The organism is Siphonobacter sp. SORGH_AS_1065 (assembly GCF_030818595.1).
Classification (GTDB): Bacteria; Bacteroidota; Bacteroidia; order Cytophagales; family Spirosomataceae; genus Siphonobacter.
Genome location: NZ_JAUTAM010000004.1, coordinates 2,258,229 through 2,281,252, shown reverse-complemented (window position 1 = coordinate 2,281,252; position 23,024 = coordinate 2,258,229). Strand labels below are relative to the sequence as shown.

At 39.6% G+C, this 23,024-nt stretch carries 20 protein-coding genes; 4 read left to right on the top strand and 16 right to left on the bottom strand.

Features of this window, described 5'->3' with window-relative positions; genetic code table 11:
• Positions 1-10: 10 nt before the first annotated feature.
• From QE390_RS10195 to QE390_RS10130, 14 genes are all read right to left on the bottom strand, one after another.
• Positions 11-1,225 carry an O-antigen polymerase gene (locus tag QE390_RS10195; RefSeq protein ID WP_307143542.1) on the bottom strand — a complete coding sequence of 405 codons (1,215 nt, stop codon included), beginning with the start codon at positions 1,223-1,225 and terminating at the stop codon, positions 11-13.
• Between the two features lie 154 nt (positions 1,226-1,379).
• Complete coding sequence (locus QE390_RS10190) at positions 1,380-2,093, bottom strand: glycosyltransferase family 2 protein (protein WP_307142056.1); 714 nt, start codon at positions 2,091-2,093, stop codon at positions 1,380-1,382.
• Positions 2,094-2,258: 165 nt separating this feature from the next.
• Positions 2,259-3,365 carry a glycosyltransferase family 1 protein gene (locus QE390_RS10185; RefSeq protein ID WP_307142055.1) on the bottom strand — a complete coding sequence of 369 codons (1,107 nt, stop codon included), beginning with the start codon at positions 3,363-3,365 and terminating at the stop codon, positions 2,259-2,261.
• A 21-nt stretch (positions 3,366-3,386) separates the two neighbouring features.
• Positions 3,387-4,265, bottom strand: a complete 879-nt coding sequence (locus QE390_RS10180) for a polysaccharide biosynthesis C-terminal domain-containing protein (RefSeq protein ID WP_307142054.1) — start codon at positions 4,263-4,265, stop codon at positions 3,387-3,389.
• Complete coding sequence (locus QE390_RS10175) at positions 4,216-4,761, bottom strand: hypothetical protein (protein ID WP_307142053.1); 546 nt, start codon at positions 4,759-4,761, stop codon at positions 4,216-4,218. Before QE390_RS10175 ends, QE390_RS10180 begins: the two co-directional genes overlap by 50 nt.
• Positions 4,758-5,837 (bottom strand): hypothetical protein, encoded by a 1,080-nt coding sequence (locus QE390_RS10170; protein WP_307142052.1) that lies wholly within the window; start codon positions 5,835-5,837, stop codon positions 4,758-4,760. Before QE390_RS10170 ends, QE390_RS10175 begins: the two co-directional genes overlap by 4 nt.
• A 38-nt stretch (positions 5,838-5,875) precedes the next feature.
• Positions 5,876-8,200: an SLBB domain-containing protein gene (locus QE390_RS10165; RefSeq protein ID WP_307142051.1), complete on the bottom strand. Its 2,325-nt coding sequence runs from the start codon at positions 8,198-8,200 to the stop codon at positions 5,876-5,878.
• A 408-nt stretch (positions 8,201-8,608) separates the two neighbouring features.
• A complete protein-coding gene (locus QE390_RS10160) occupies positions 8,609-9,364 on the bottom strand; it encodes a glycosyltransferase family 2 protein (RefSeq protein ID WP_307142050.1) in 756 nt (251 codons plus the stop codon).
• Positions 9,365-9,406: 42 nt separating this feature from the next.
• Positions 9,407-10,849, bottom strand: a complete 1,443-nt coding sequence (locus QE390_RS10155) for a glycosyltransferase (protein WP_307142049.1) — start codon at positions 10,847-10,849, stop codon at positions 9,407-9,409.
• A 461-nt stretch (positions 10,850-11,310) separates the two neighbouring features.
• Positions 11,311-11,502, bottom strand: a complete 192-nt coding sequence (locus QE390_RS10150) for a hypothetical protein (protein ID WP_307142048.1) — start codon at positions 11,500-11,502, stop codon at positions 11,311-11,313.
• A gap of 206 nt (positions 11,503-11,708) precedes the next feature.
• A complete protein-coding gene (locus tag QE390_RS10145; protein ID WP_307142047.1) occupies positions 11,709-12,587 on the bottom strand; it encodes a fructosamine kinase family protein in 879 nt (292 codons plus the stop codon).
• Between the two features lie 70 nt (positions 12,588-12,657).
• Positions 12,658-13,899: a M14 family zinc carboxypeptidase gene (locus QE390_RS10140; RefSeq protein ID WP_307142046.1), complete on the bottom strand. Its 1,242-nt coding sequence runs from the start codon at positions 13,897-13,899 to the stop codon at positions 12,658-12,660.
• A 105-nt stretch (positions 13,900-14,004) separates the two neighbouring features.
• Positions 14,005-15,222, bottom strand: a complete 1,218-nt coding sequence (locus QE390_RS10135) for a voltage-gated chloride channel family protein (RefSeq protein ID WP_307142045.1) — start codon at positions 15,220-15,222, stop codon at positions 14,005-14,007.
• Positions 15,223-15,230: 8 nt separating this feature from the next.
• Positions 15,231-15,734 carry a cupin domain-containing protein gene (locus tag QE390_RS10130; RefSeq protein WP_307142044.1) on the bottom strand — a complete coding sequence of 168 codons (504 nt, stop codon included), beginning with the start codon at positions 15,732-15,734 and terminating at the stop codon, positions 15,231-15,233.
• A 356-nt stretch (positions 15,735-16,090) separates the two neighbouring features.
• On the opposite strand from QE390_RS10130, the gene QE390_RS10125 reads away from it, so the two are divergent.
• The 3 genes from QE390_RS10125 to QE390_RS10115 all read left to right on the top strand — a co-directional run bounded on the left by QE390_RS10125 (position 16,091) and on the right by QE390_RS10115 (position 18,351).
• The gene (locus QE390_RS10125) at positions 16,091-16,633 is read left to right on the top strand and encodes an RNA polymerase sigma factor (protein WP_307142043.1); all 543 of its coding nucleotides are present in this window, start codon (positions 16,091-16,093) and stop codon (positions 16,631-16,633) included.
• Between the two features lie 64 nt (positions 16,634-16,697).
• Entirely contained in the window at positions 16,698-17,288 is a 591-nt protein-coding gene (locus QE390_RS10120) for a hypothetical protein (protein WP_307142042.1), read from the top strand.
• Positions 17,272-18,351 carry a hypothetical protein gene (locus tag QE390_RS10115; protein WP_307142041.1) on the top strand — a complete coding sequence of 360 codons (1,080 nt, stop codon included), beginning with the start codon at positions 17,272-17,274 and terminating at the stop codon, positions 18,349-18,351. Before QE390_RS10120 ends, QE390_RS10115 begins: the two co-directional genes overlap by 17 nt.
• Positions 18,352-18,798: 447 nt before the next feature.
• Here QE390_RS10115 and QE390_RS10110 read toward each other — a convergent pair whose 3' ends face one another.
• Positions 18,799-19,437: an alpha/beta hydrolase gene (locus QE390_RS10110; protein WP_307142040.1), complete on the bottom strand. Its 639-nt coding sequence runs from the start codon at positions 19,435-19,437 to the stop codon at positions 18,799-18,801.
• 294 nt (positions 19,438-19,731) lie between these two features.
• Here QE390_RS10110 and typA point away from each other — a divergent pair, with 294 nt between their 5' ends.
• The gene (typA, locus tag QE390_RS10105) at positions 19,732-21,549 is read left to right on the top strand and encodes a translational GTPase TypA (protein WP_106636873.1); all 1,818 of its coding nucleotides are present in this window, start codon (positions 19,732-19,734) and stop codon (positions 21,547-21,549) included.
• 124 nt (positions 21,550-21,673) lie between these two features.
• Here the strand turns inward: typA and QE390_RS10100 are convergent, their stop codons facing one another.
• Positions 21,674-22,816: a TlpA disulfide reductase family protein gene (locus QE390_RS10100; RefSeq protein WP_307142039.1), complete on the bottom strand. Its 1,143-nt coding sequence runs from the start codon at positions 22,814-22,816 to the stop codon at positions 21,674-21,676.
• Positions 22,817-23,024: the final 208 nt, after the last annotated feature.

Sequence of the window (23,024 nt, the reverse complement as noted above, 5' to 3'; positions counted from 1 at the left end):
ATTTATTCAGTTAATTTATAGAAATTTCTGAATGTTCATAATTACTTAATTTTAACATTTTTACAGTCATAATAGCAGCAAAATATGTAAGAATTAGAAACAAGATCCTCCAAAACATAAAATTTGAGAAAAGAATTATATCATCTATTAATAAGTTTGAGAAAAAAGCCATCATCGCATAAAACAGGTAACTTAGAAAACTATTATTCTTATAATCAACTTTTTTAAACATACTTCTAACCATAGCAATAAAAATCCCAATAAGAAAAGAATAAATAATTGCACCATAAAAACCAAAAAAATGCAATGCTATATAATTATATCTTGAATTAGCACCTGTATTAGACCCAACTGTACGTACATTATAGTAATAGTCAAAAACATCGACACCTATAATTTCTGGTGCTTTTACATTTAAACCCATGTATTTTAGAATAGTCCCCCAACCAGGGTAAAAAGCATAATGAATAAAGGACTTTTCTTGTATTGTACTCATGACCTCATCATTATACCCTAATAGAAAAATATCTCCACTAATCAAAATGCGTAAATATAATAGATCAATTGCTGTTTTAAGATCGGTTCCAGTCAATGTCATTATTATTATTAATGGAAATGCTATAAAACTAGTTATAGTAATTAAAGACAACTTAATTCGTTTTGCTTGGCCTTTAACAACTAGGGGAAATACCATAATTGTGTATTGAAAGAAAAAGCTAAAAATTGCACTCTTAGATCCACTCATTGCCGTAGAAATCAAAAGAATGAACCCAACCAATATATCAATAAAACTCAATTTCCTTTTTAATACAAATGCTTTATACAGTAATGTAAAACTCACAATTAATCTGTATGAGGTTACGAAAGCCATTAATATTCCATGCCCATCATATATATTAACATGAGTAACTGTATCCGAATCATCTGTAAATAATGCCATACCTAACGTTCGTATATTTACAAACTCAGATATAGTATATATTGAAAATGCTATGTAAGAAAATGTAGTAAAAACAGAATAACTATCTTCTGAATGAGGTTTATGATTCTGTAATTTAGAAATATTAACTTTATTACCCATAAAGGTACCTAAATACAAACCTATCAATAGAGAAACTTCTGTAGTTATAAAAGATAGTCCGTATTTCGTATCCAAATAATCTTCGTTATATAACATAAATACGCATACAGCACTACTTATCATATTTAATATAGTAAAGAACATAGGATCAAAAACACCCCAATTTACTTTTCTATACAACAATAGATAGAATATAATAAGAATTATATGTACAGATACATATAATTGAAAATGATCAAACAAGAAAATAGAAAACTGAAAATGATCCATTTATATATTCATTATTATATAAGATTTTCTATCTTATATATCTATCAATCATTTTTCTCAATAATACGTATACACTAGGTAAAAAACCTAATTTTCTTTTTATTATAGCGTTTATGTCTTTATGGTATTGAATATCACTGTTTCTCGAACTATAGCCCAATTGGTTATATATAGTCAATAAGTTATGTATATATTTAAAGATATCAGGATGATCTCCATATAATTTAACATTATATACATGGTCAGCAAAGGTCGGGTACTTTAATTCATACTCCCTTTCTTTGTAAACATGTTTGGGATAAAACATAGCCTGATGGGATATATTTCCATACGCTATTCTCCACCTATTTGTTTTTCCATTATATATAATATTAGACTGTTTAAAATATGTATTCCCATAATATAAATACTTTTTATCAGTAAAATGGTTCACGAACTCCTCAATGATAGTTGGAGATAATAATAAATCATCTGCACCTAAAAACAAAACCCAGTCACCTGTTGCATACTTTAAACCTTTATTCATTGCATCAAAAATTCCATGATCTTTTTCTGAAATAAATGTGCTTATTTTATTAACATATCTATTAATAATTTCTAAAGTGCCATCTGTAGACTGACCATCTATAATGATGTATTCAATATTTTTATAACTTTGATCCACTACACTTTTCAATGTATACTCTAGCGTATCAGCTGCATTATATACTACTGTAATTATAGATATCTTAAAAAATGACATAATATTTTAAATTATTTAGTTATTTATTAATTTAGTTTTGTTAAATAACTTTTAAAACTTGACTAATAGAATTATCAATTGGGTATCAGAAAATGAATTAAAATAATTCACAGAGCTTTTAAGCATCATGTACAAAACTATATATATGCACCTTTTATGCGATAATTATAATACGGACTTATAGACTTTCACTGTTTCATCAACAGTCTTTTGCCAATTAAATAAAGAAGCTCGGCTCATTGCTTTAATCTTATATTTTCCTCTAAGACTTTCACTAAACAATAAACTATTAATGGCATGATACAAGCTTTGAGATTCATTACTATTAAAATACAAAGCTGCATCTCCCCCAACTTCCATTAAAGAACTGGTATTACTTAAAATAGTAGGGCATCCACAATTAAAGGCTTCTAATGTAGGAATTCCAAATCCTTCATATTCGCTAGGGAATACAAAAAACAACGCATCACTATATAGCTGTGCTAGCGTTTCATCATTTTCTATAGGATAATAATCAACTTGTTTATCAATATCTAGTTTTTTAAACAAAGATATTTCGTTATGATTGAACTGTCCTCCTCCTGCACACAATACCTTTAATGACCTATCCTTTCTAAGGAAATCACTGGAAGTCTGAATGAAGAAGGTAAAGTTCTTATATGCAGCCCTATTGCCTATAAATAGAAAGTAAGGTTCTTTAAATACTGTACCCATTACGTTACTATTAGACAATGAGCTTGCTAAATGTATTACCTCAATATTCCCTTGATCTGTACCATAGTATTCTATTATATCTCTCTTTGTTGCATGCGAAATAGCTATAATTTTAGACGCTTCACTTAGAAGAGTTTTATTATTACAAATAACTTCGTCTATATTCTTAAGTTCTCTAGGGTATTTATAATGAAATTTTTCATGAATCAAGTCATGAAAAGTAACTACCAACGGTTTTTTAAGGACATTCTTTTTTAAAAAATATGTATCGTAATAGGTAGGATGAAAAATATCAAATTCATTCTTTTTTAGAATACCTATTGTATGGTTTTTATTCAGATATGTTTTTATAGTAGTTTTACCTTTAAAGTTAATAGACGGCAGATATTTTTTATCAAATAGTTTTATATCATTGGTATATTCATTATCTGAATAAGCGACTGCATTTTTCACTTCGTGCTTATTTCGTAGCAATCCTGTAGATAGTTCATAGAAATATCTAGATATACCTCCAAATCTTTGATTATTATATATTTGATGATCAAAAAGTATTTTCATAATATGTAATGTTCTTTAAAGTCATTTATTCCAAATTCCACTAGCCGATCTATTTATTATTTTGTAACATTGAATAGTCGATAATACTGCTCCTATTAAGACCGCTACACTAGTAGCAACTACCACCCCCTCAACACCCATGTCTTTATATTTGACCAAATATATTGCCAAAGGAATATTCAAACATGCAGAAATAACACTTGTATACAACTGCAACCGAATTTTCCCTATTCCATTAATCAAGTAAGCAAAAATATTACTATAGTTACTAATTAACACATACGCTGCTACGATAACAGATAGAGTCATTGGAATATTAACATCTTCCTTTAGCCATAATAGATATATGTCTTTAATAAAAAATAGTAGTCCAATTACTAATCCCAAGGATAAAACCCATAAATTAATCAACAACTTTATAGTTTTATTAATCCATTTAAAGTCTTCTTTCACATATGCTTCATTAAATGCTACCCAATAAGGTGCAATCACTATACTCCAAACTATAGTAAATATACTAAATAGCTTCAATACGATATTAAATATTGTAACTTGTTCTGAAGAAAAAAACTTAGCGACTAAAAGGGTATCTGTTGAAAATAAAACTAATCCAGCAATTTGAATTATAAAAAACTGACTACCTAAAGCAAAAATAGACTTAACTATAGTTTTATCGTATAGATATAAATTAGGTTTAACTTTCTTCAAAAATGTATTAAATGCATAGATTGAAAATAAAATTAATACAATTAAAGGAATTATAGAATTGCAATAAGCTAAATATATGACTGAATTTGATGAGCCTAAATTCAAATATTTTATTATAATAGTACCTGATAAAATTAATACATTAGAGACACAAGAGATCAGTACCACATAGGCTGGTTTTTGAAAAAGCATTCAATATACCATTTATAGATTCTAATAATAACTTAACAAAAAAACAAACAAAGCATATTGTAATTGTGAAATGAAATTCATCTGTTCGTATACTAGAATTTATAATCTCCGGCCAGAAAAGGAAGTGGCTCAATATTATGACTATACCTACTAGAAGAAAGATTATAAATGACATTAATAAATAATTAGTACTAACTATTTTTCTAGCTAATAAACTATCATTTTTTGATATAGCTTCAGAAACTTTGTTTTTCATTCCATTCCCTAATCCCAAGTCTAAGAAAGTTACCCATGACAGAATTGAATAAACAGTTAACCATGCTCCATAATCAGATTTACTTAAAAACGACAAACAAATAGGAATTGTTAAAAATGAAGTAATCACCATAATTCCTCTATACATAAAGGACTTTATAATATTTTTTATCTGTCTATTATTTCTCTCATCGACATTAATAAATTTTAAGATTATAGCATATACACTAGTTTTTTTCATATAATACTTATGATTTTTTTTAATATTGAGAATAGCCTTAACATAACTATTGATATAATACTAAGAAACGTAGTTACTATTACACTAATAGATAAACATTTGAATAAACTTGTTTTTTGCATTTCTAGAGGCAATACAGGATAGTCAATAGTTTGAATTAAATTATTTTGCTTATTAAGATTTAACTTTGCAAGCTCTAAATTCTTTACAATCTCAGACAAAACCATTTTACTCATTTCTGCATCAACAACTTTCTTTTGGGAAGGAGTTCGTGTGATTTGCTTTGAAGGATTAGCATTTGGCGTTTTGTCTATTAATGATGCCACACTCGTTATCGAGCTATTTAATGAATTTTTAACAGAATCTAATTGACTTTGCAGAATGGCAACATTGTTTCTACTATTTTTCAATTTTGTTTCTTTGTAGAAATATGATACTTCTTTCATTAAATTATCCACAAAATATTTAGCAAACTTTTGATCCACATCTGTAAATCTAACATACATAACATCACTCTTTCTATCTGGCTTTTCTACCGATAATTTCTCGTCAATTATTTCTTTATAAAAAACAGTAATTATACTATCTTCTTTTATAGTTCTTCCATTAACATTATTATGAAAAATTATTTTTTCATTAGGTCTTTCTTCCCATTTCTTTGAAAGTCCTTCTATAGTTAAGTAATAGTCTATAATTCTCTTGTAACCTGAAGATGTCGGCAATTGTGCAAAAAATACTTTTTCAATTATTGATCTTGATTTAATGAAAGTAATAATATTATTTTCATCAAAGACCGATCCAGATTGACCTCCTAAATCTAAACCTAATTGAGCTGCCATTCCAGAGTAACTCCTGTCACCCCCTTTATCTCCAGTAATAATGAAAGAGTACTCAGCAGTATAATGAGCTTTTTGATAATAAAAAAAAGCTACTCCTACTACTATTCCTCCTATAATTCCTAAAGCTATTATTTTCCACTTACTAAATATGTATTTTATCCAGTCAATCACGTTAACAGTTAGTTGGGATGGACTACCTATATTTTTGTCTTTCAAACTTTGAGATTCTGCGAGCATCTTACTATTCAATTTTAATCACGTATAGTCAGAGATAATTATTTTCTTAAAATTGCAAAAATGATTGCTGCTAATGTACCCATACTAGTACTTAAACCAATCCAGCTTTGTACAGTCATCGTTTCTTTTTTCTCCTTTTTTCTAGGAACATATACTTGTGTACCAGGCTCAATCTCAGGATATATTTTCCATAATAAAAAATTACGTGTTGCTTTTACTTCACCATTAGCATAAATGACGTAAGACTTACGTTTCAATGCATTTTGGGTAAATCCTCCACTATTAATGATATAAGACTTAAAACTTCTTTTGTCGAATACAACATTCTTAGACCTTAATACTTCACCATTAACCTTTACCAGTTGACTGATCATGGGGATAATAATGATATCGCCGCTCTGCATCAACAAGTCCCACTTGCTTTTGGGGTTCTGCATGATTGTTGGAAGATCTATTCCTATGTTCTCTGTTCCTCTTTGCAACGTTGCTGCATTCGTGTAAGCGTATGCACTGAAACCTCCAGCTCTTCTAACAATATCCGAAATTCTTTCATCCTTACGGCTTAAGGTGAAGTATCCGGGATTCATTACTTCTCCCTGAATCTGCACCGATCGCTGAACCTCATATCCAGATACCGAGAACACGGAGACAATATCGTAGGGTTCTAACTTATATTTTGAAGATTCCAGCGTTAGATTCCTATCGATAGATAAGGTTATAATTTCAGCCAGTTTCGCATCTTTCGCCTGACGGTCGCTGTCTTTAATCCGGCGGGCAATTTCTACTCGTTGCGTATTTGCTCCTTCAGATAAACCTCCTGCCATCAATATAAGGTCTTCTACCGTCATTCCTTCGGAGAAGGGGAAGTTTCCGCCTTTACGTATGCTTCCATTAACTGTTACGTTATAAGTCTCTCTTAAATCAAAAATGGAAGGAATGCTGATAATATCCTCTCGTTTAAGCTGCAAGGTATCATATTCACCCTGAGCTGCGTTTTTAACCTGAAACTGAATAATCTGAGTTTCGTTGTTTTCATTAAGACGCGTCACATACCCCCTTTCTGCAAAAGCATCCTGCTTTAATCCATCTGCCTGTCTGATTAATTCGGAAAGCTTAAGTCCTGAAGTTAACTCGAATTGTCCCGGACGATATACGGCACCGTTAATGGTCACCCGGTTTTCAAAACGATCCAGGATTTGATCGATGATATACTTATCTCCTTTTTGAGGAATGTATGTTTTAATATCCTGATTAACAATGTCTTTTACTTTTTTCTCTGTATCAGTAAGTTGAACGGCTTTAATGCGAGTGGTATAAGCAGAATCGGTAAGGCCCCCGCCGAAATTAATTACATCCTGTAAAGTCTCTCCTTTTTTCACTTCATAAATGCCCGGACGTTTGATTTCACCTTCGATTGCTACCCGCACCTGATACACAGGAATGCGGATAATATCGTCGTCCTGTAAGTAGATATTGTTCTCAATATCCGCTCGTTGAAGGATGTCATAAATATCCAGCACTTTGTGTACACGGCCATTTCGAATGACTTCAATTTCCCGGAATGATCCGTTTTGGGTAGGTCCACCCGAAGCGTATAAAGCATTTAGAACGGTTTGAACCGAAGTCATAGGATAGGTTCCTGGCTTCTCTACTTCACCAATGATGGTTACCTGAATGGTTCTGATATTGGTTAAACTGACATCAACGAAAGTACCGTTGCCTATGGCGTAGTTATTGGCTCTCAGGCGATCTTTAATCAAGTTTGTAGCCTGTTGAAGTCGCTTGCCGCCTACGTAGACTTTTCCCATTCCGGGCAGCATCACAAAGCCTTCCGGGGTCACAGATACACGCCAGTCTACCAAGGACTTACCGTATACATTAATCTGTAACTGGTCTCCAGGACCTACGATATAATTGCTGGGAGTAGGTCTGTTTGTATTAATATCAAACAGATTAGGGCTAGCAAATATTTGGGAACCATATAAAGGCAATATCTCTTTTTCAATAGCTTTGGGCTTTTCAAATTTGAATTCTTTTCTTCCTTTGACGGTATTAACGATGTCTTTGTTATCGACATCCAGCTCCCCTTCTTTTTCTTTTAAAGCACTAATTCTGGTTTTCAGCTTAGCTACTTCCTCCTGAGGTAAGCCACGGGATAATACTACTTTTTCGAGCTGATCATCCGCAATACCTTCAGCTCTGATTTGCTCTATAATAGCTCTTATCTGATCATCCGATAAAGCATCTACTTTAATCGACGATAAGTTTTCCTGATTAACTATCTGTGCATACGAATGCTGTCCATTAATGAGTATTACGATTAAGGCTAATACTAGTACATGAACAAGTAATTTAAACTTCATTGCTGGAATGATTCAGTTAAGTATGTACTTAATTTATTGATAATCAGATATAAACCTCCATACAGATTAGATCCAGAGGCAGTAGTAAGATTTTTCGGGATGAGTACTCACTCATTCTCAAAAACCTGCTGAAATGAAGAGTCATGGAAGATGAATACGGACTCCATTCGTTCTCTTCATTAAGATTAGGTTCTAAAAAATCAGAAATTTAGTAAATTATTGTGTTTCTAAAAGCATGCTACTTAAAAAGTAACCCTATCTTAAAAATACAATTCTATCACTCTGATTTTATGAAGGTTATCCTTTTAGGGAGCCAGTAACTATTCGAGTAAGAATCTGCATAAGTCGATGTTAGGTTGGTATATTATGTAATAAACGCCTACAAAGTTAACATATTACATGAAAGCATCATAAAAACTGTTTAAGTCTATGCAAAAACTTTCGATAATGAAAAGACAAAGGAACTTTTAAACCATGGATTGTCCAAGCCTTCATATTCAATCGGTGTTGATCAATAATGTTTTTAACACTTCGATTAGATTCCCCCCCAATTCTCATATGTACCAAACATTCATCGACCCAGTAGGTAGGTAACTGATAAACCCGCATAGCTCTGAACGTCAACTCATAGTCAGCTCCTAAGCGGAAGTTCATGTCGATGTAACCAATCTTATCATATAAAGATCGACGGGCGAAAAAAGTAGGGTGCGGAGGCATTTCGCCGTACTCGAAAAAAGTCTGGTCATACGCTCTCGACTTCCAATTTCGAATTACTTTAGTCAGAGAGGTATCCATGTATTTCAGGTTGCCATAGACCGCCTCTGCCGTCGGATTCGCCTCAAATGTCTGCATTACTTTGGACAACACTCCACTGTGAGCATATACATCATCTGAGTTTAAAATACCGATCACATCGCCCGTAGCTCGCTTTAATCCCTTATTCATAGCATCCCAAATGCCCTTATCGGGTTCACTTACCAATTGAGCGATCCGGTCTGTGTAGGGGTTCAGACGAGCCAGGGTATCATCTTTGGATGCTCCATCAATAATGATATACTCAATGGAAGGATAATCCTGCGACAAAACCGAGCGAACGGTATCTTCAATCGTGGCTGCACCGTTGTAAACAACCGTTATAATAGAAATCTTAGGCAGATCCGACATAGGTATACATGATTCACCAGCTAAAACGATAGGTGAACGGACTTAAATAAATTTAAGTTTGCGGGCCGCAAAGGCACACATTTGAAGAAGGATGAAACCGTGTTTGAACCGGGAAATATTGGTATCCCCGTACGTCCGCTCCCGATACCGAATAGGAACTTCCACGATCTTGAGATTTAATTTGAAAGCTCCAAAAATCAGATCAAAATCTCCGAAAGGATCAAAATCTCCGAAGAACTTGCGGTTTTCTATTAAGCGGTAATAATCCGTCCTGAAAATCACTTTCGTTCCGCATAACGTGTCTTTGAACGGTCTGTCCAGTAACCAAGAAAACAGTAGGCTGAAGAATTTGTTGCCTAGCAGGTTAAGAAAACGCATGGCTTTCTTTTCCATCGGATAAACCAACCGCGAGCCGTTTACAAAATCCCCTTTCCCGGAAGCAATGGCATTATAAAATTTGGGCAGATCTTCGGGCGGGACGGTTAAATCCGCATCAAGAATCATTAGGATATCACCCGTTGCCACAGCAAAACCATTTCGAACGGCATTGCCTTTTCCTTTGCCATCCTGCTGAAGAATCTTAATATCAAATTGGTCTTTGTATTGCTCGGCTATGCGTTGAATCGTTGCCCAGGTATCGTCCGTTGAGTTACCCTCTACGAAAATAATCTCCTGATGCTTACCAAATTTAGGCATTCGCAACAACGCATTTTCAACATTTCCGCTTTCATTACGAGCAGGGATAACGATGCTCGTTGAAAAGCGGTTTTCCCACTGCTCCACTTCCTTGAGTGGCTTGGCAAAACTGTATTGATTAATGGATAAATGCCTGATAATCGGCAGTTTGGCTACGTATTTATTGAGAAACGTAGAAATCAGCGGAATATAGAAAGGACATAACATTCGCAAACTGTTCCGGTACACATCAAATCCGGCCAGATTTAGCAAATTGTCCACATCCATGCGGGAAAGCCAGTTCTGACGGGGAGTTTTTCGTTTCAACCCTAACCACTCAGCAAATTTCAGGAAAGGCTCCCAGAGGAAATTATAGTAGTTAACAATGATTTTTGTGCGATCATGGCACAGCGGTCGCAGCTGTTCAAAAAGAGCCTGAACGTCATCAATGTAACCAATCAGATTAGACAGAATAATAAGATCGTAGGTCTCATTCAAGTGGATTTCCTGGGCTGTCATTACCTCAAAACGTACGTCTGGGAACTGCTGACGAGCCACCCGAATCATGCCTTCGCTGAAGTCAATACCCGTTTTGCGTTCGCCTCTGATCTGCCCCAGAAGCTCTCCAGTGCCACATCCGACCTCTAAAACCGACAAATCTTCGTGGGAGAAGTAATTGCAGTAATGGGTAATCTCATCCCAATAGTATTTCTTCTTACGACGGTAAGAGACCTGACTAGAGGCGATCCGTTCAAAATAATCCAGATGGACGAATTTTTCCTGATTCAAAAGCTGACCTGATTCTTGCATAGGGGTAATACTCGAATTGGCAAAAATACAACTGATCTCTTCCAACTAGTTATTGGTTTCGGGATTAATTCAAACATCCCTGCGGTAGGCCCATAAAAAAGGGGGCTGACTCCGCACGAAGTGCCCCCCAAAAGTTTTTGTCCAACTTTTGGGGGGCACTTCAATCAATTGGTCAGCCTTGTTTTTTGAATAAAGGAATTTATGATCTGTCTATGCCAGCTTTTCTATTACTGGAAAGGACGGGGTTTTGCTGCCAGTGGTAGGTCTTATGTTTTTGCTTTTGGGAAACAGGTTTGGTTTATGATATGAATAAGGTTAAGCGAATCGTTTGACCAGCTGTATTAGGGAGTACCGCTGCCAGCTTTTTTGCTGGCAGCAATAGCTTGCCCATCGGGTTGTGCTGCCAGCGGAAAAGCTGGCAGCGGCAGGGTTTAGGTTTTTCGTTTGAGAAACGGTTTTTGCTATAAGTCAATGTAGTAAAGAAAATCATTGACTCCGCCCATATTAGTGAGTGCCGCTGCCAGCTTTTTTGCTGGCAGCAATAGCTTGCCCATCGGGTTGTGCTGCCAGCGGAAAAGCTGGCAGCGGCAGGGTTTAGGTTTTTCGTTTGAGAAACGGTTTTTGCTATAAGTCAATGTAGTAAAGAAAATCATTGACTCCGCCCATATTAGTGAGTGCCGCTGCCAGCTTTTTTGCTGGCAGCAATAGCTTGCCCATTGGGTTGTGCTGCCAGCTTTTCCGCTGGCAGCGGCAGGGCTTAGGGTTTTCGTTTGAAAAACGGTTTTTTGCTAGAGGTCAATGTAGTAAAGAAAATCATTGGCTCAGACCATATTAGGGAGTGCCAATGGAAAACCTGGCCTTAATACTTTCGCAAAATCCGTTCAACGGCTGTTAAGTAACCTCCCGCAAAGAGGTTTACATGAACAAGTAGAGGATATAAATTATACAAAGGAATACGGTCGTTAAAGCCGGGTTCAACCGGAAAGGCTTCGTAATAACTCGTGTAGAAACTGGTATCAAAACCGCCAAACATGGTGGTAAAGGCAATTTCAGCTTCCCTCAATCCAAAGTAGGTAGCTGGATCAACCAGGGCTACAGCTCCATCGGCACCCGTCATGACGTTACCACTCCAGAGATCGCCGTGTAATAAAGCTGGCTTTTCGTTGGGAATAAGATTGGGTAACTTCTCACAAAACTTCAGAAACTGATCGTATAACTTATTCGAAAGCTTACCTTCATATAAGGCCCGCCCGGCTTGTACTTTCAGCCGGTTTTCTACGAAAAAGTCAATTCCCGAATCCATCCACTCATTTTGCTGAGGCAGAGCTCCGATGTAATTATTGAATTCCAGCCCGTGCTTTTCAGTAGTAACCCGATGAAGCTGAGCTAGCTTCTGGCCAAAGTCCGTCCAGTAGTTCGAAAGTTGCGGACTCGATTCCAGAAAATCCATCATCAGGTAAGAACCATCACTTCGCTGACCGTATCCGTGCACGGCGGGAATGGTCAGGACATCCGTTTGCCGCAGGCGATTCAGACTCCGGGCTTCGCTTTCGAACATGCCTTCATGATCGCCCTGATTCCATTTAATAAAAAAAGAACCTTCAGCCGTTAGTACTTTGGCCGCGAGGTTGAAATTACCGCCATAGATGAACTGGAACTCCCGAACTTCGGGCTGAAAGCCCAGCGTTTCGAGTAATACACTTTCCAGAAATTGATATTGATCTGCACTTTGAAACATAAACAGCGGTTGGCTTTATACGGAATACTGCAAAATAGAGGTGCCAGTGGCGAACGACCAAATTCGGCCCCTATTTAACCCATCCATTTTCAATTTTATAGGTAACGACTCCTTTGGCTGATTTTAGAATAAAATCGGCTTTACTGCCCATTTTTACGTCCGTTTCCAGGCGTAAACCCGTCGCGTCGATTTCCTGGGTACCGAAGAAAACGGAGCAGTCGCCGAGTTCTTCCACCGTTCCGCGAACGTACCATTTTTCAGGCCGATTAAAAACCGCTAGTTCCCGACGATTAATAGCAATATCCATTAGAATGGGTTTATTGTTTTTAATAACCGTCACGTTTCGAATGATCAGGTCAAACAGCGAACGTCCGTTTTCAGGAATGGTTTCGTAGTCTTCAATGGCTTCTTTGGCATAACTTTCAGAAGCGATGGTGTGCAAACCACTTAATAACGCTACATAGTTCAGTCGGCGAATTTTCTGTTTTTCAGGATCATTCGCATAACCACCCGACTCGATTAAAACGAGTGAACTACCCCATTTCTGAATATTATCTCCGAAAGCACGAGGTTCAAATTCGTCCGAAAAACGTCCAACCTGATTAGGAATGAACTGCTGTAAATTCCGGTTCAGCGAAACGATTAACTGCATGGAACGTTTCCTTACGTCATTGACTTCCCGGGCTTCATTATAGGCCGTAGCCAGAAAAGAAATCGTAGCCAGATTTTTCGTCTTACCCGCCGAATACCGGGGTTCCTGATCGTGCAGATTAAAGGCAAACGTCGGCTGAATGCTTTGCTGAAGCGACTTGAGTAACTGGCCTTCCGGGGTTTGTAAACGCAAGGCATCACGATTCATGTCTATCCCTAACGCGGTTCTCCGGGTCCAGGTTTCCGCTCCGTCAGGATTCAGCATGGGCACGAAGTATAAGGTCGTTTTCTCCAGAATTTCTTTACGTAAATCGTCGAAAGCATCGTTAGAGGCAGAGAAAAAACGGAAGAGATCAAAAATGGCCATGGTGGCTGTAGCCTCATCTCCGTGCATTTGTGACCAAAGTAACACATTCGTTGGTCCCGTGCCGATCTTAACCATATGCAGACTACGGCCTTCGGTGGAAGTACCTACCTGTTTTACTTCAAAGCTAGCTTTCGCCGCATTCAGCAAAGGGATGATGTCTTTATGGGTAAACCGGCGTTCGGTTAAGGCTTTTTCTTTAAAAGTTTCGTGAGAATCAAAAAGTTGCTGAAGCATATTCTGAGCATTCGTACGGGCCGCAAAACCTAATAAGAGCAATAAGAAAAGGTATTTCATAGCAATTCATCAGCGTTATGCGGTTCAGGTAATCACGCAAAAGTAAATAGTTTACGGTTTTTTCAGGATGTACTAACTTCCCGAAAGTTTACTTAAAGCTAATAACTAAAACTTCCCACTACCGATTTTCTGCGAGCGATAAATCCCGGCGTTACCCGAAAAAAGATAAGCAATGAAACAGGCGAGAGCCAGGTAAGGGGCACTCTCTGTTCCGAAAAGCTCAATACCCATGATCGTGCTGGCTAGCGGGGTATTAGATGCTCCAGCGAAAACAGCTACAAAACCAATTCCGGCCATTAACCCCACAGGTAACTGAAGAAACTGAGCGGCAGCATTCCCAAACGTTGCTCCAATAAAAAATAGGGGCGTTACTTCGCCACCCTTAAAGCCAACGCCCAGCGTAAACGTCGTGGAAAGCGTTTTCATAATCCAGTCGTACCAGGGCAGAGGATCATGAAAGGAAGACACGATGGTAGGGATGCCGAGTCCGATGTATTTCGTTGTACCCGAAAGCCAGATGGCTAAAGCGATAAAAATGCCGCCAAGCATGGGACGAAAAGGGGGGAAGCTAATGTAGGTTTTTACTTGTCTGGCCCAGAAATGGGTTAACTCCGCGAAAAGCCTGCTAATCAGCCCAAAGGCCATGCTGGCTAAGGCAATCTTTATAAATAAGCTGACACTAAAAGCCGGAACCAGATTAATGGCATAATGCGTATGCCCAACGCCCCACCAATGGCAGGTTTGATCGGCAAATAAGGCAGCTAATAAACTGGGAATGAGAGCTTCGTAACCTAATTGCCCAATGATGAAAACTTCCAGAGCAAAGATGGTGCCGGCCAGCGGAGTACCAAAAACGGAGGCGAAACCTGCACTAATACCCGTCACTAACAGCGTTTTTCGGTCAATGTTCGATAACTTAAAAAGTTTGGTAAACTGATCGGCAATGGCCCCTCCCATCTGTACAGCCGTACCTTCCCGCCCTGCCGATCCGCCAAATACATGGGTCAACAAGGTGGTTATTAACACCAGTGGAGCCATTTTAAAGGGAATGATTTTCGTGGGATTCTGCCATTCTTCAATGAGCTGGTTATTACCCTTCACGACGCTTTCTCCCCAGTAATGGTAAATGGCCCCGACGAGAAAACCACCCAGTGGTAGTAAAGCAATGATCCATAAATGACTTTCCCGATACTGCGTTATGGCATCGAGCGAAACCAGAAAAAAGGCAGAAGCTGAACCCACTAGTGTTCCAACGAGAGCATTTAACCCTAGCCAGCGGAGAAGATAAATGAAGGGGTGATTCAGTTTGGTTACAATGGGCATAGTCCCGATTATGAATGCGTAAGTTCTTGAATGAGTGTTTGATACGCAGGATTCGTCGAAATAACGGTTTGATGAGTGGATAACTCAAAATCTACAAAGTCGAACCCGGGAGCGACTGTACAGCCTACCAGTGCATACGTCGTTCCTGCCGCCGGACGTGAAGCAAACCAATACCCCGCCGGAACAACGGCCTGAAAGACTTCGCCTTTGTCAGGATCCGAACCGAGACGAATGATTTCCAGATGACCATCGGTATCAAATACGAAAACTTCCAGTGCACCACCCGCGTAAAAGTGCCAGACTTCATCGGACTGAATGCGGTGCAGAGCGGAGAAATGATGACTTTCTAGTAAAAAATAAATGGCTGTACTTAAATGACGGTCGCCCGTAAAACGACCGGGCAAGGCACTTTGGGCAATGGTTTCCGTCGAACGGTACGTTTCGGCAAAATAACCCCCTTCGGGGTGTGCTTGCATCTGGTATTTCTCAATCCAATAGGTGGCTGGTTTCATATCAAAATAGTCAAGGCCAATTTTTAAGCTAAAAATTTTAAAGAAGTATATATTCTTTAAGCAGCAAAAGAATATATGTAAATACACTGGTTACCAGTTTGTTAGGTATAGGTACGATTTGACTCGAATTAACTGTGCTGGTTAAAAGTACGATAGTCCATCTGTGAAAATGGAAAAATTATAAAAGTTACATGCAACATTTCAGAAGAAGAGCTTGTCTTTCCCTCGAAATTGATTCAATAAAGCAGAGCAAGTCATTTTGTGTAAAGGGCTGAAGAAGAGAGAAATGATAGGATAGAGGGGTAATTGAATCAATTTCTATAAAACCCGGAACCTACCTGTCTTTTTGAAATCATTTGGAGCAGACTTTGTACATAGATCGGCATTACTCACTTGTTGAAGCCTGTAAACGGGGTGACCGTAAGGCTCAGTACGAGCTGTATCGGCTGTACTCGAAGTCGATGTTCAACGTGTGCATGCGAATCCTGAATCACATGGGCGAGGCCGAAGATGTCTTGCAGGAAGCCTTTCTGGACGCGTTCCAGAAAATTCATGACTTCCGGCAAACCAGCACCTTCGGGGCCTGGCTGAAGCAGATCGTCGTTAACCGAGCCATCAATCAGCTACGCCAACGTAAGCTGGAATGGGTTGATGTGGAAGAAGCCGACTCGGTGGGCGAAGAAGTAAGTATTCCGCAGGAGGAAACCGATTGGGAGATAGAACGCGTACGTTTGGGCATTCAGCAATTACCCGATGGTTTCAGAACGGTTCTGAGTTTATACCTGCTGGAAGGGTATGACCACGAAGAGATTGCCAACATATTGAATATCTCGGAATCAACCTCGCGGACGCAGTATATGCGGGCCAAACGCAAATTAGTAGAGTTATTAATGGAATAAGCTGGATGCTTGTCCAGTTATTATTTCAAGATAAATTGTTAGTAATCAAGAGCCATTAATACCCATGAAAAAAGATCGTATTGAACGTTTTATTCGGGATAATCGGGAGGACTTTGATTCTTTCGAGCCGCCGCTGGGCCTGTGGGCCGAGATTGAGCGGCGACTACCCGAAGTCATAATTCCAGCGGAGGAGGAAACGAAAATCATTCCACTGGGAAAACAGAAATCAATTTGGAGTAAGGCATTTACCGGCAAAAACTGGGGCATCGCAGCGGGCATCATCTTCTTGCTGGGGTTGGGATTTTTCGCGGGTCACTATGCGATCAAACCTAGCCATACTGACCCAATTATTGCAGAAGTTAGTCCAGAAGAAGGTAAAATGGCCTTTCGTTATGCTTCTCTGATCGAAACCAAACGGGCTGAAATTAAGTCCATTGAAGGATCAAATCCTCAATTGTACAAAGAATTTGCGGGTGAAATTCAACGGTTAGAAGTTGATTATCAGAATTTGCGTTCGGAATTATCCCAGACCCCTAATCAGGAAGAAATCGTAGAAGCTATGATCCAAAATTTACAAATGCAGCTTGATATCCTGAATCGTCAATTACAAATTATTCAAAAAATATCCAAACCTAGCCATGAGAAGACTATTTAGCGGAGTGGGCCTGGCCTTGTTTTGGGTACTGCCCCTGCTGGCTTTTGACCAGACCGGAACTCTTTCGGAACGTAAACGCAGTATCGTTAAATCTTTCAGCGTATCGCAGCGGGATCGCCTGTTTGTTTCGAATCAGCACGGTGAAACAAAGATTAATATCTGGGATAAAAACGAAGTCCGGGCTGAGATTGTCATCATTGGTTATGGTAAAGATGACGAAGAAGCTCAACGGTTTATCGAAGCCATTGGCATTGACGAAGCCCGCACGAGTAACCAGATCCGTCTGGAAACCCGGTATAACGAACCTAAAAGTGATAACTGGAACTGGCGAAACTGGGGACGTTCGAACGAAAGCGATGGCAAGACGCGGGGCGTGAAAATCAGCTATGTAGTGTATATGCCCAAGTACATGCCACTGGATCTGCAAAGCCGTTTTGCCAATGCTACTCTGGCGGATTTTTCAGCTCCTTTACGGGTTAATACCCAGTACGGTGATTTTGTGGCAGATCGGTTAATGAATACCGATAATGAGATTCGGGTGGATTATGGAAAAGCTGTGATTCGTCAGTTGAATGAAGGTAATTTGAGAATTCAATATTCGAAACTGGAACTGGATAAAGCAGATCGTCTGCGATTGATTATTAACTATGGTTCGCTGATGCTGGAAGAAGTCTCCGATCTGGATGCAACGATTCAGTATTCAAAGGGGAAAATTGGTAAATTGAAAGAGCAGGGACGGTTGAATATTAACTATTCTGATAATCTTCAGCTACCCGTTTTAACGAATTCGGTGAAGAATCTTGACGTTCGTTGTAATTATACCACCGTTCGTCTACCCGTCCGTGACAATCAGGATATGGACTTCGACGTAACGGTAACCTACGCCAATTTTGGGTATCCCAATGCCTTACCAATCAATTTTGAAGTCAAGGACGACGGAACCGACGATACCCGCCAGCGATACGTACCTAAAAGCACCAAAGTCTACAGAGGCAAAGTGGGCAAAGGAGGGAGTAACGTACGGATTGTCTCTAATTACGGCGGTGTGAAGTTTGTGAATTAACGAGAAGAGTGACCCAATTGGGTCGCTCTTCTCATTTCAGAAGGGTTCTTTTGCTAATTCCTAACGGTTATTAGAGAACGAAGAAGCTTATTATTGCTCTTTAGGATTTGCAATTCGAAAGCGATCTGTAAGGGATTTATAATCCCACAAAGGTACCGAAAACCGCCTTTTACCCATACGCCATAAAGTCGCGTCTCTACATTATAGAAAAAATACATCTACCCTCCGCAGTCGCTCGGCTAGAGCCGAGTGATGCTATAAACTGGTAGGCCTCTGGCCGATGTTCACAAGCCTATTTCTGTTGGGGAAAGGTGTTCTCTGGCCCGTTATGGGTTTGCTTTCTACCGGCCAGAGGCCTACAGCTAAGTAGTCACTCGGCTAGAGCCGAGCGACTGCAGGTACCGCGGGTAGAACAAAAAAGGCGACTAAACTTCGTCGCTTGTTTTGTTAAATGTCAAAATGCTTTTTAAGCCATTCTTTCGTTAACTGCAAGTCCTTCTGCGTTAAGTTATGACTGCTTGGAATGAGCTCATGCTGTACCTGAAAACCTGCCGTTTCCAGCAGATGTTCGTAATCTTTCATGGCTTTGGGCTGATAATAAGGGTCCGAACTGCCGGAAGTTAATAATACCGGAGCTTTATTAGATTCCAGTGGTTTTTCTTCGGGCAAGGGTAACATAGGCCGCCAGAAAGCGGCTCCGCTTAGTAAGGTAGGGTACTTCTGAAGAATAGCTCCACCAATGTTAGCACCATTGGAATAACCCAGAGCGATTAACTTACTTTGATCAAAACCAAGTTTGCTAGCAATGTCCTGCAAACTACTTACCAGCTCTTCCGTTCGAAAATGGAGGTCGGCGTGATCAAAAATGCCCGTTCCCATGCGGCGGAAAAAGCGGGTCGTATATCCGTTTTCGAGAACGTTACCGCGAAATCCCAGCAGGTTGGTTTGACCTTCGGTTAACTCTTCCGCCAGATGAATGAGATCATTCTCATCGCCACCCGTACCATGCAGCAGGACAAGGGTATAACGCTGAGCGGCTTGTTCATTAGCGGCTACAAACCGATATTTTAAAGGGGTAAAATTCATGGAGATGGAAATAAGATGAAGGATATAATAGTCATACAAAATTTGATTCAAAAAGGTTTGTATAGAACTTAAGGAGTAATATTTTAGGGGAGGGAACTTTCTCTAATAAATTATTATTCAGGAAGATAGTGATTTAAAGCCGGAAAATTTCTAATTTTGCGGGCATTTTCATTGACGGTTATCCGTAAACTTAAAGATCTGTGATTCATAGAATGGAATGGCAGGTGGTGCATGGCACCGATGGTACACGCTGCGGATAATTGAAACAACGACATCAGAAAACTTTCTTCTCCGATGCAAAGCATCCGTAACATTGCCATTATTGCCCACGTTGACCACGGCAAAACCACATTGGTGGATAAAATCATCCACTACAGCAAACTTTTCCGGGAAAACCAGGAATTCAACGACCTGATTCTCGACAACAACGATCTGGAACGCGAACGCGGAATTACGATTCTTTCAAAGAACGTATCAGTTCGTTACAAAGACGTTAAAATCAACATCATCGATACTCCAGGTCACGCCGACTTCGGGGGTGAGGTAGAACGCGTACTGAAAATGGCCGACGGCGTATGTTTGCTCGTCGATGCTTTCGAAGGTCCAATGCCTCAGACCCGTTTCGTATTATCGAAAGCCATCTCTTTAGGCTTGAAGGTAATTGTGGTTGTGAACAAGGTAGATAAAGAAAACTGCCGTCCTGAAGAAGTTCAGGAAAACGTATTTGACCTGATGTTCAACCTGGGTGCTACGGAAGATCAATTAGACTTCCCAACCCTGTTTGGTTCAGGTAAAGGTGGCTGGATGAGCACTGATTATCGCAATAAAACGGAAGACATCAGTCCTCTGTTAGACGCGATCATCGAAAGCGTTCCTCCTGCTCCTCAACCCGAAGGTATTCCTCAGATGCAGGTTACTTCTTTAGATTTCTCGCAATTCACGGGTCGTATTGCCATCGGTCGTGTTTTCCAGGGAACGCTGAAAGAAGGTGCTTCGATGGGTCTTTGTAAAGCAGACGGAAGCGTGAAACGCGTTCGTATCAAAGAACTTCAGGTATTCGAAGGTTTAGGCCGTGCGAAAGTAGCAGAAGTAGGTGCCGGTGATATCTGTGCCATTACAGGTCTGGAAGATTTCGAAATTGGTGATACCGTTACTGATTACGACAATCCTCAGCCGCTGGATCGTATCGCGGTAGATGAGCCTACGATGAGTATGCTTTTCACGATTAATAACTCACCTTTCTTCGGTAAAGAAGGTAAATTCGTAACGTCTCGTCACTTACGCGATCGTCTGTACAAAGAGATCGAGAAAAACCTGGCCTTACGCGTACAACCAACCGATAGTGAAGACCGTTTCTTAGTATTTGGTCGTGGAATCCTCCACTTGTCAGTTCTGATTGAAACGATGCGTCGGGAAGGTTATGAATTGCAGGTAGGTCAGCCCCAGGTATTATACAAAGACATCGATGGCGTTCGTCACGAGCCTATCGAGTTAATGGTAGTAGACGTTCCTGAAGAAACGGCTGGTAAAGTAATCGAATTAGCAACCCAACGTAAGGGTGAGCTGATGATTATGGAACCTAAAGGTGACGTGCAACACCTGGAATTCAACATTCCTTCACGTGGTCTGATTGGTCTGCGTTCGGATGTGTTAACAGCTACATTTGGTGAAGCTGTAATGACGCACCGCTTTAAGTCGTACGAACCTTTCAAAGGCCCCATTGCTGGTCGTATTAACGGTTCAATCATTTCAAAAGGAACGGGAACGGCTACGGCTTACACCATCGATAAACTTCAGGATCGCGGTCGCTTCTTCATCGATGCGGGCGAGGAAATCTACGAAGGTATGGTAGTAGGTGAGCACAACCGTAACAACGACATCGTAGTAAACTTACAGGAAGCCAAGAAATTAACGAACATGCGTGCGTCAGGTTCTGACGACAGCGTTCGGATCATTCCTAAGGTTAACTTCTCACTGGAAGATTCAATGGAATACATCCAGAAAGATGAATACCTGGAGATTACTCCAAAATCGATGCGTATGCGTAAAATTTACCTCGACGAAAACGAGCGTAAACGTGCAGAAAGCAAAGGAGCTTTTGCTGATTTATAGTAGAAGCTATTCAATAAATAAAAAGGGGCTGTATGTTGAAGTGCCCCCCAAAAGTTGGACAAAAACTTTTGGGGGGCACTTCATTGATTTGGCCAGCCTTGTTTTTTAGAATTATAGCTGATATTTAGTTACTCGCTGATAATACCTCAGCCAGTTTATCGCCCAAAGCCTTACCGCGAATATTCTTAGCGATAATTTTACCCTGAGGATCTAAGAGATAGTTCTGAGGGATGGCCTGAATACCGTATAATTTTGCCGCTTCATTGTTCCAGAACTGAAGATCCGACACGTGCGTCCAGGTTAGATTATCTTTATGGATGGCCTTCAGCCAAGCTTCTTTCGCTCCAGGCTGATCCAGTGAAACACCGAGAACGGTGAAGTTTTTATCTTTATACTTCTGGAAATTTTCTACCACATTCGGATTCTCACGACGGCAGGGACCGCACCAGCTTGCCCAGAAGTCCAGTAATACATACTTCCCTTTAAAATCAGCCAGAGAAATCAGACGGCCTGTCGTATCTGCCTGCGTAAAAGCCGGAGCTACGGCACCAATCGCCGTCGCCTTCATAGTTTCCAGCTTTTTGGCGTAAGCCTTACCCGCTTCCGTATTTTTTACTTCGGGAGCAAGCGTTCTGAATAAAGGCTCTACGTCTGCATATTCAGGCACGGAACCGCCCACATCCTGCAAAGCGTCCAGACTAACTATACTTTTCGGATTCGCTTTAATAAATTGAGCGTTAACTGCTTTCTGCTCTTCCTGAATGGCTTCGTAACGCTTATCAATCGCTTCTTCAAACTCCTTTGACTGGCGTTGTTCTGGCGTCGCTTTCTGATAATCAGCCATCAATGCAGCCATTTTCTCACTCGAAACCTTCAAAGATGCTTTCAGTTTTTCGTTTTCGGTATTAACCGCCGGGCCTTTCACGCTCGCATGCACCGCCGAATCAGGACTTTGCACATTAATCGTTCCAGGTTCCAGGTATAAGTACACAATATGATCCCGACCCACTTGACGCAGGCCTTTGTTTTTCGCATCCACGAAGAGCATAGCCTTCTGAGGATTCGCCACCGAACCCTTAAATTCAAAAACTCCATTTTTAATCACGGCTGTATCCAACTGCGATTTGGAATCCTTCACATAACGTAAATAAGCCTTGGCAGGAGCATTCAGTTGTCCCATTTTGCCTTTTAGCGTATAAGCACCACTTTGAGCCCAGCTCAAAGCGGGCAGGCACATCAGGGCCATTATGACCGTTTTTTTCATCATAAGTTAAGTTTATCGATGATTTTCAAAATCACTTTGAATTGGTGAGGTAAATATAGGCATTTCGCTAGGGTATGATTCATTTCTGAGATAAAACCCTTTGCTTGTCATGCTTTTATAAAATTGAATTTGGTGTATTTGGCAAATATCAAAACTTTATAAATCATTATCACAGGGATTTTTGTCTCGTTCATCGTCACTCTTTTATAAC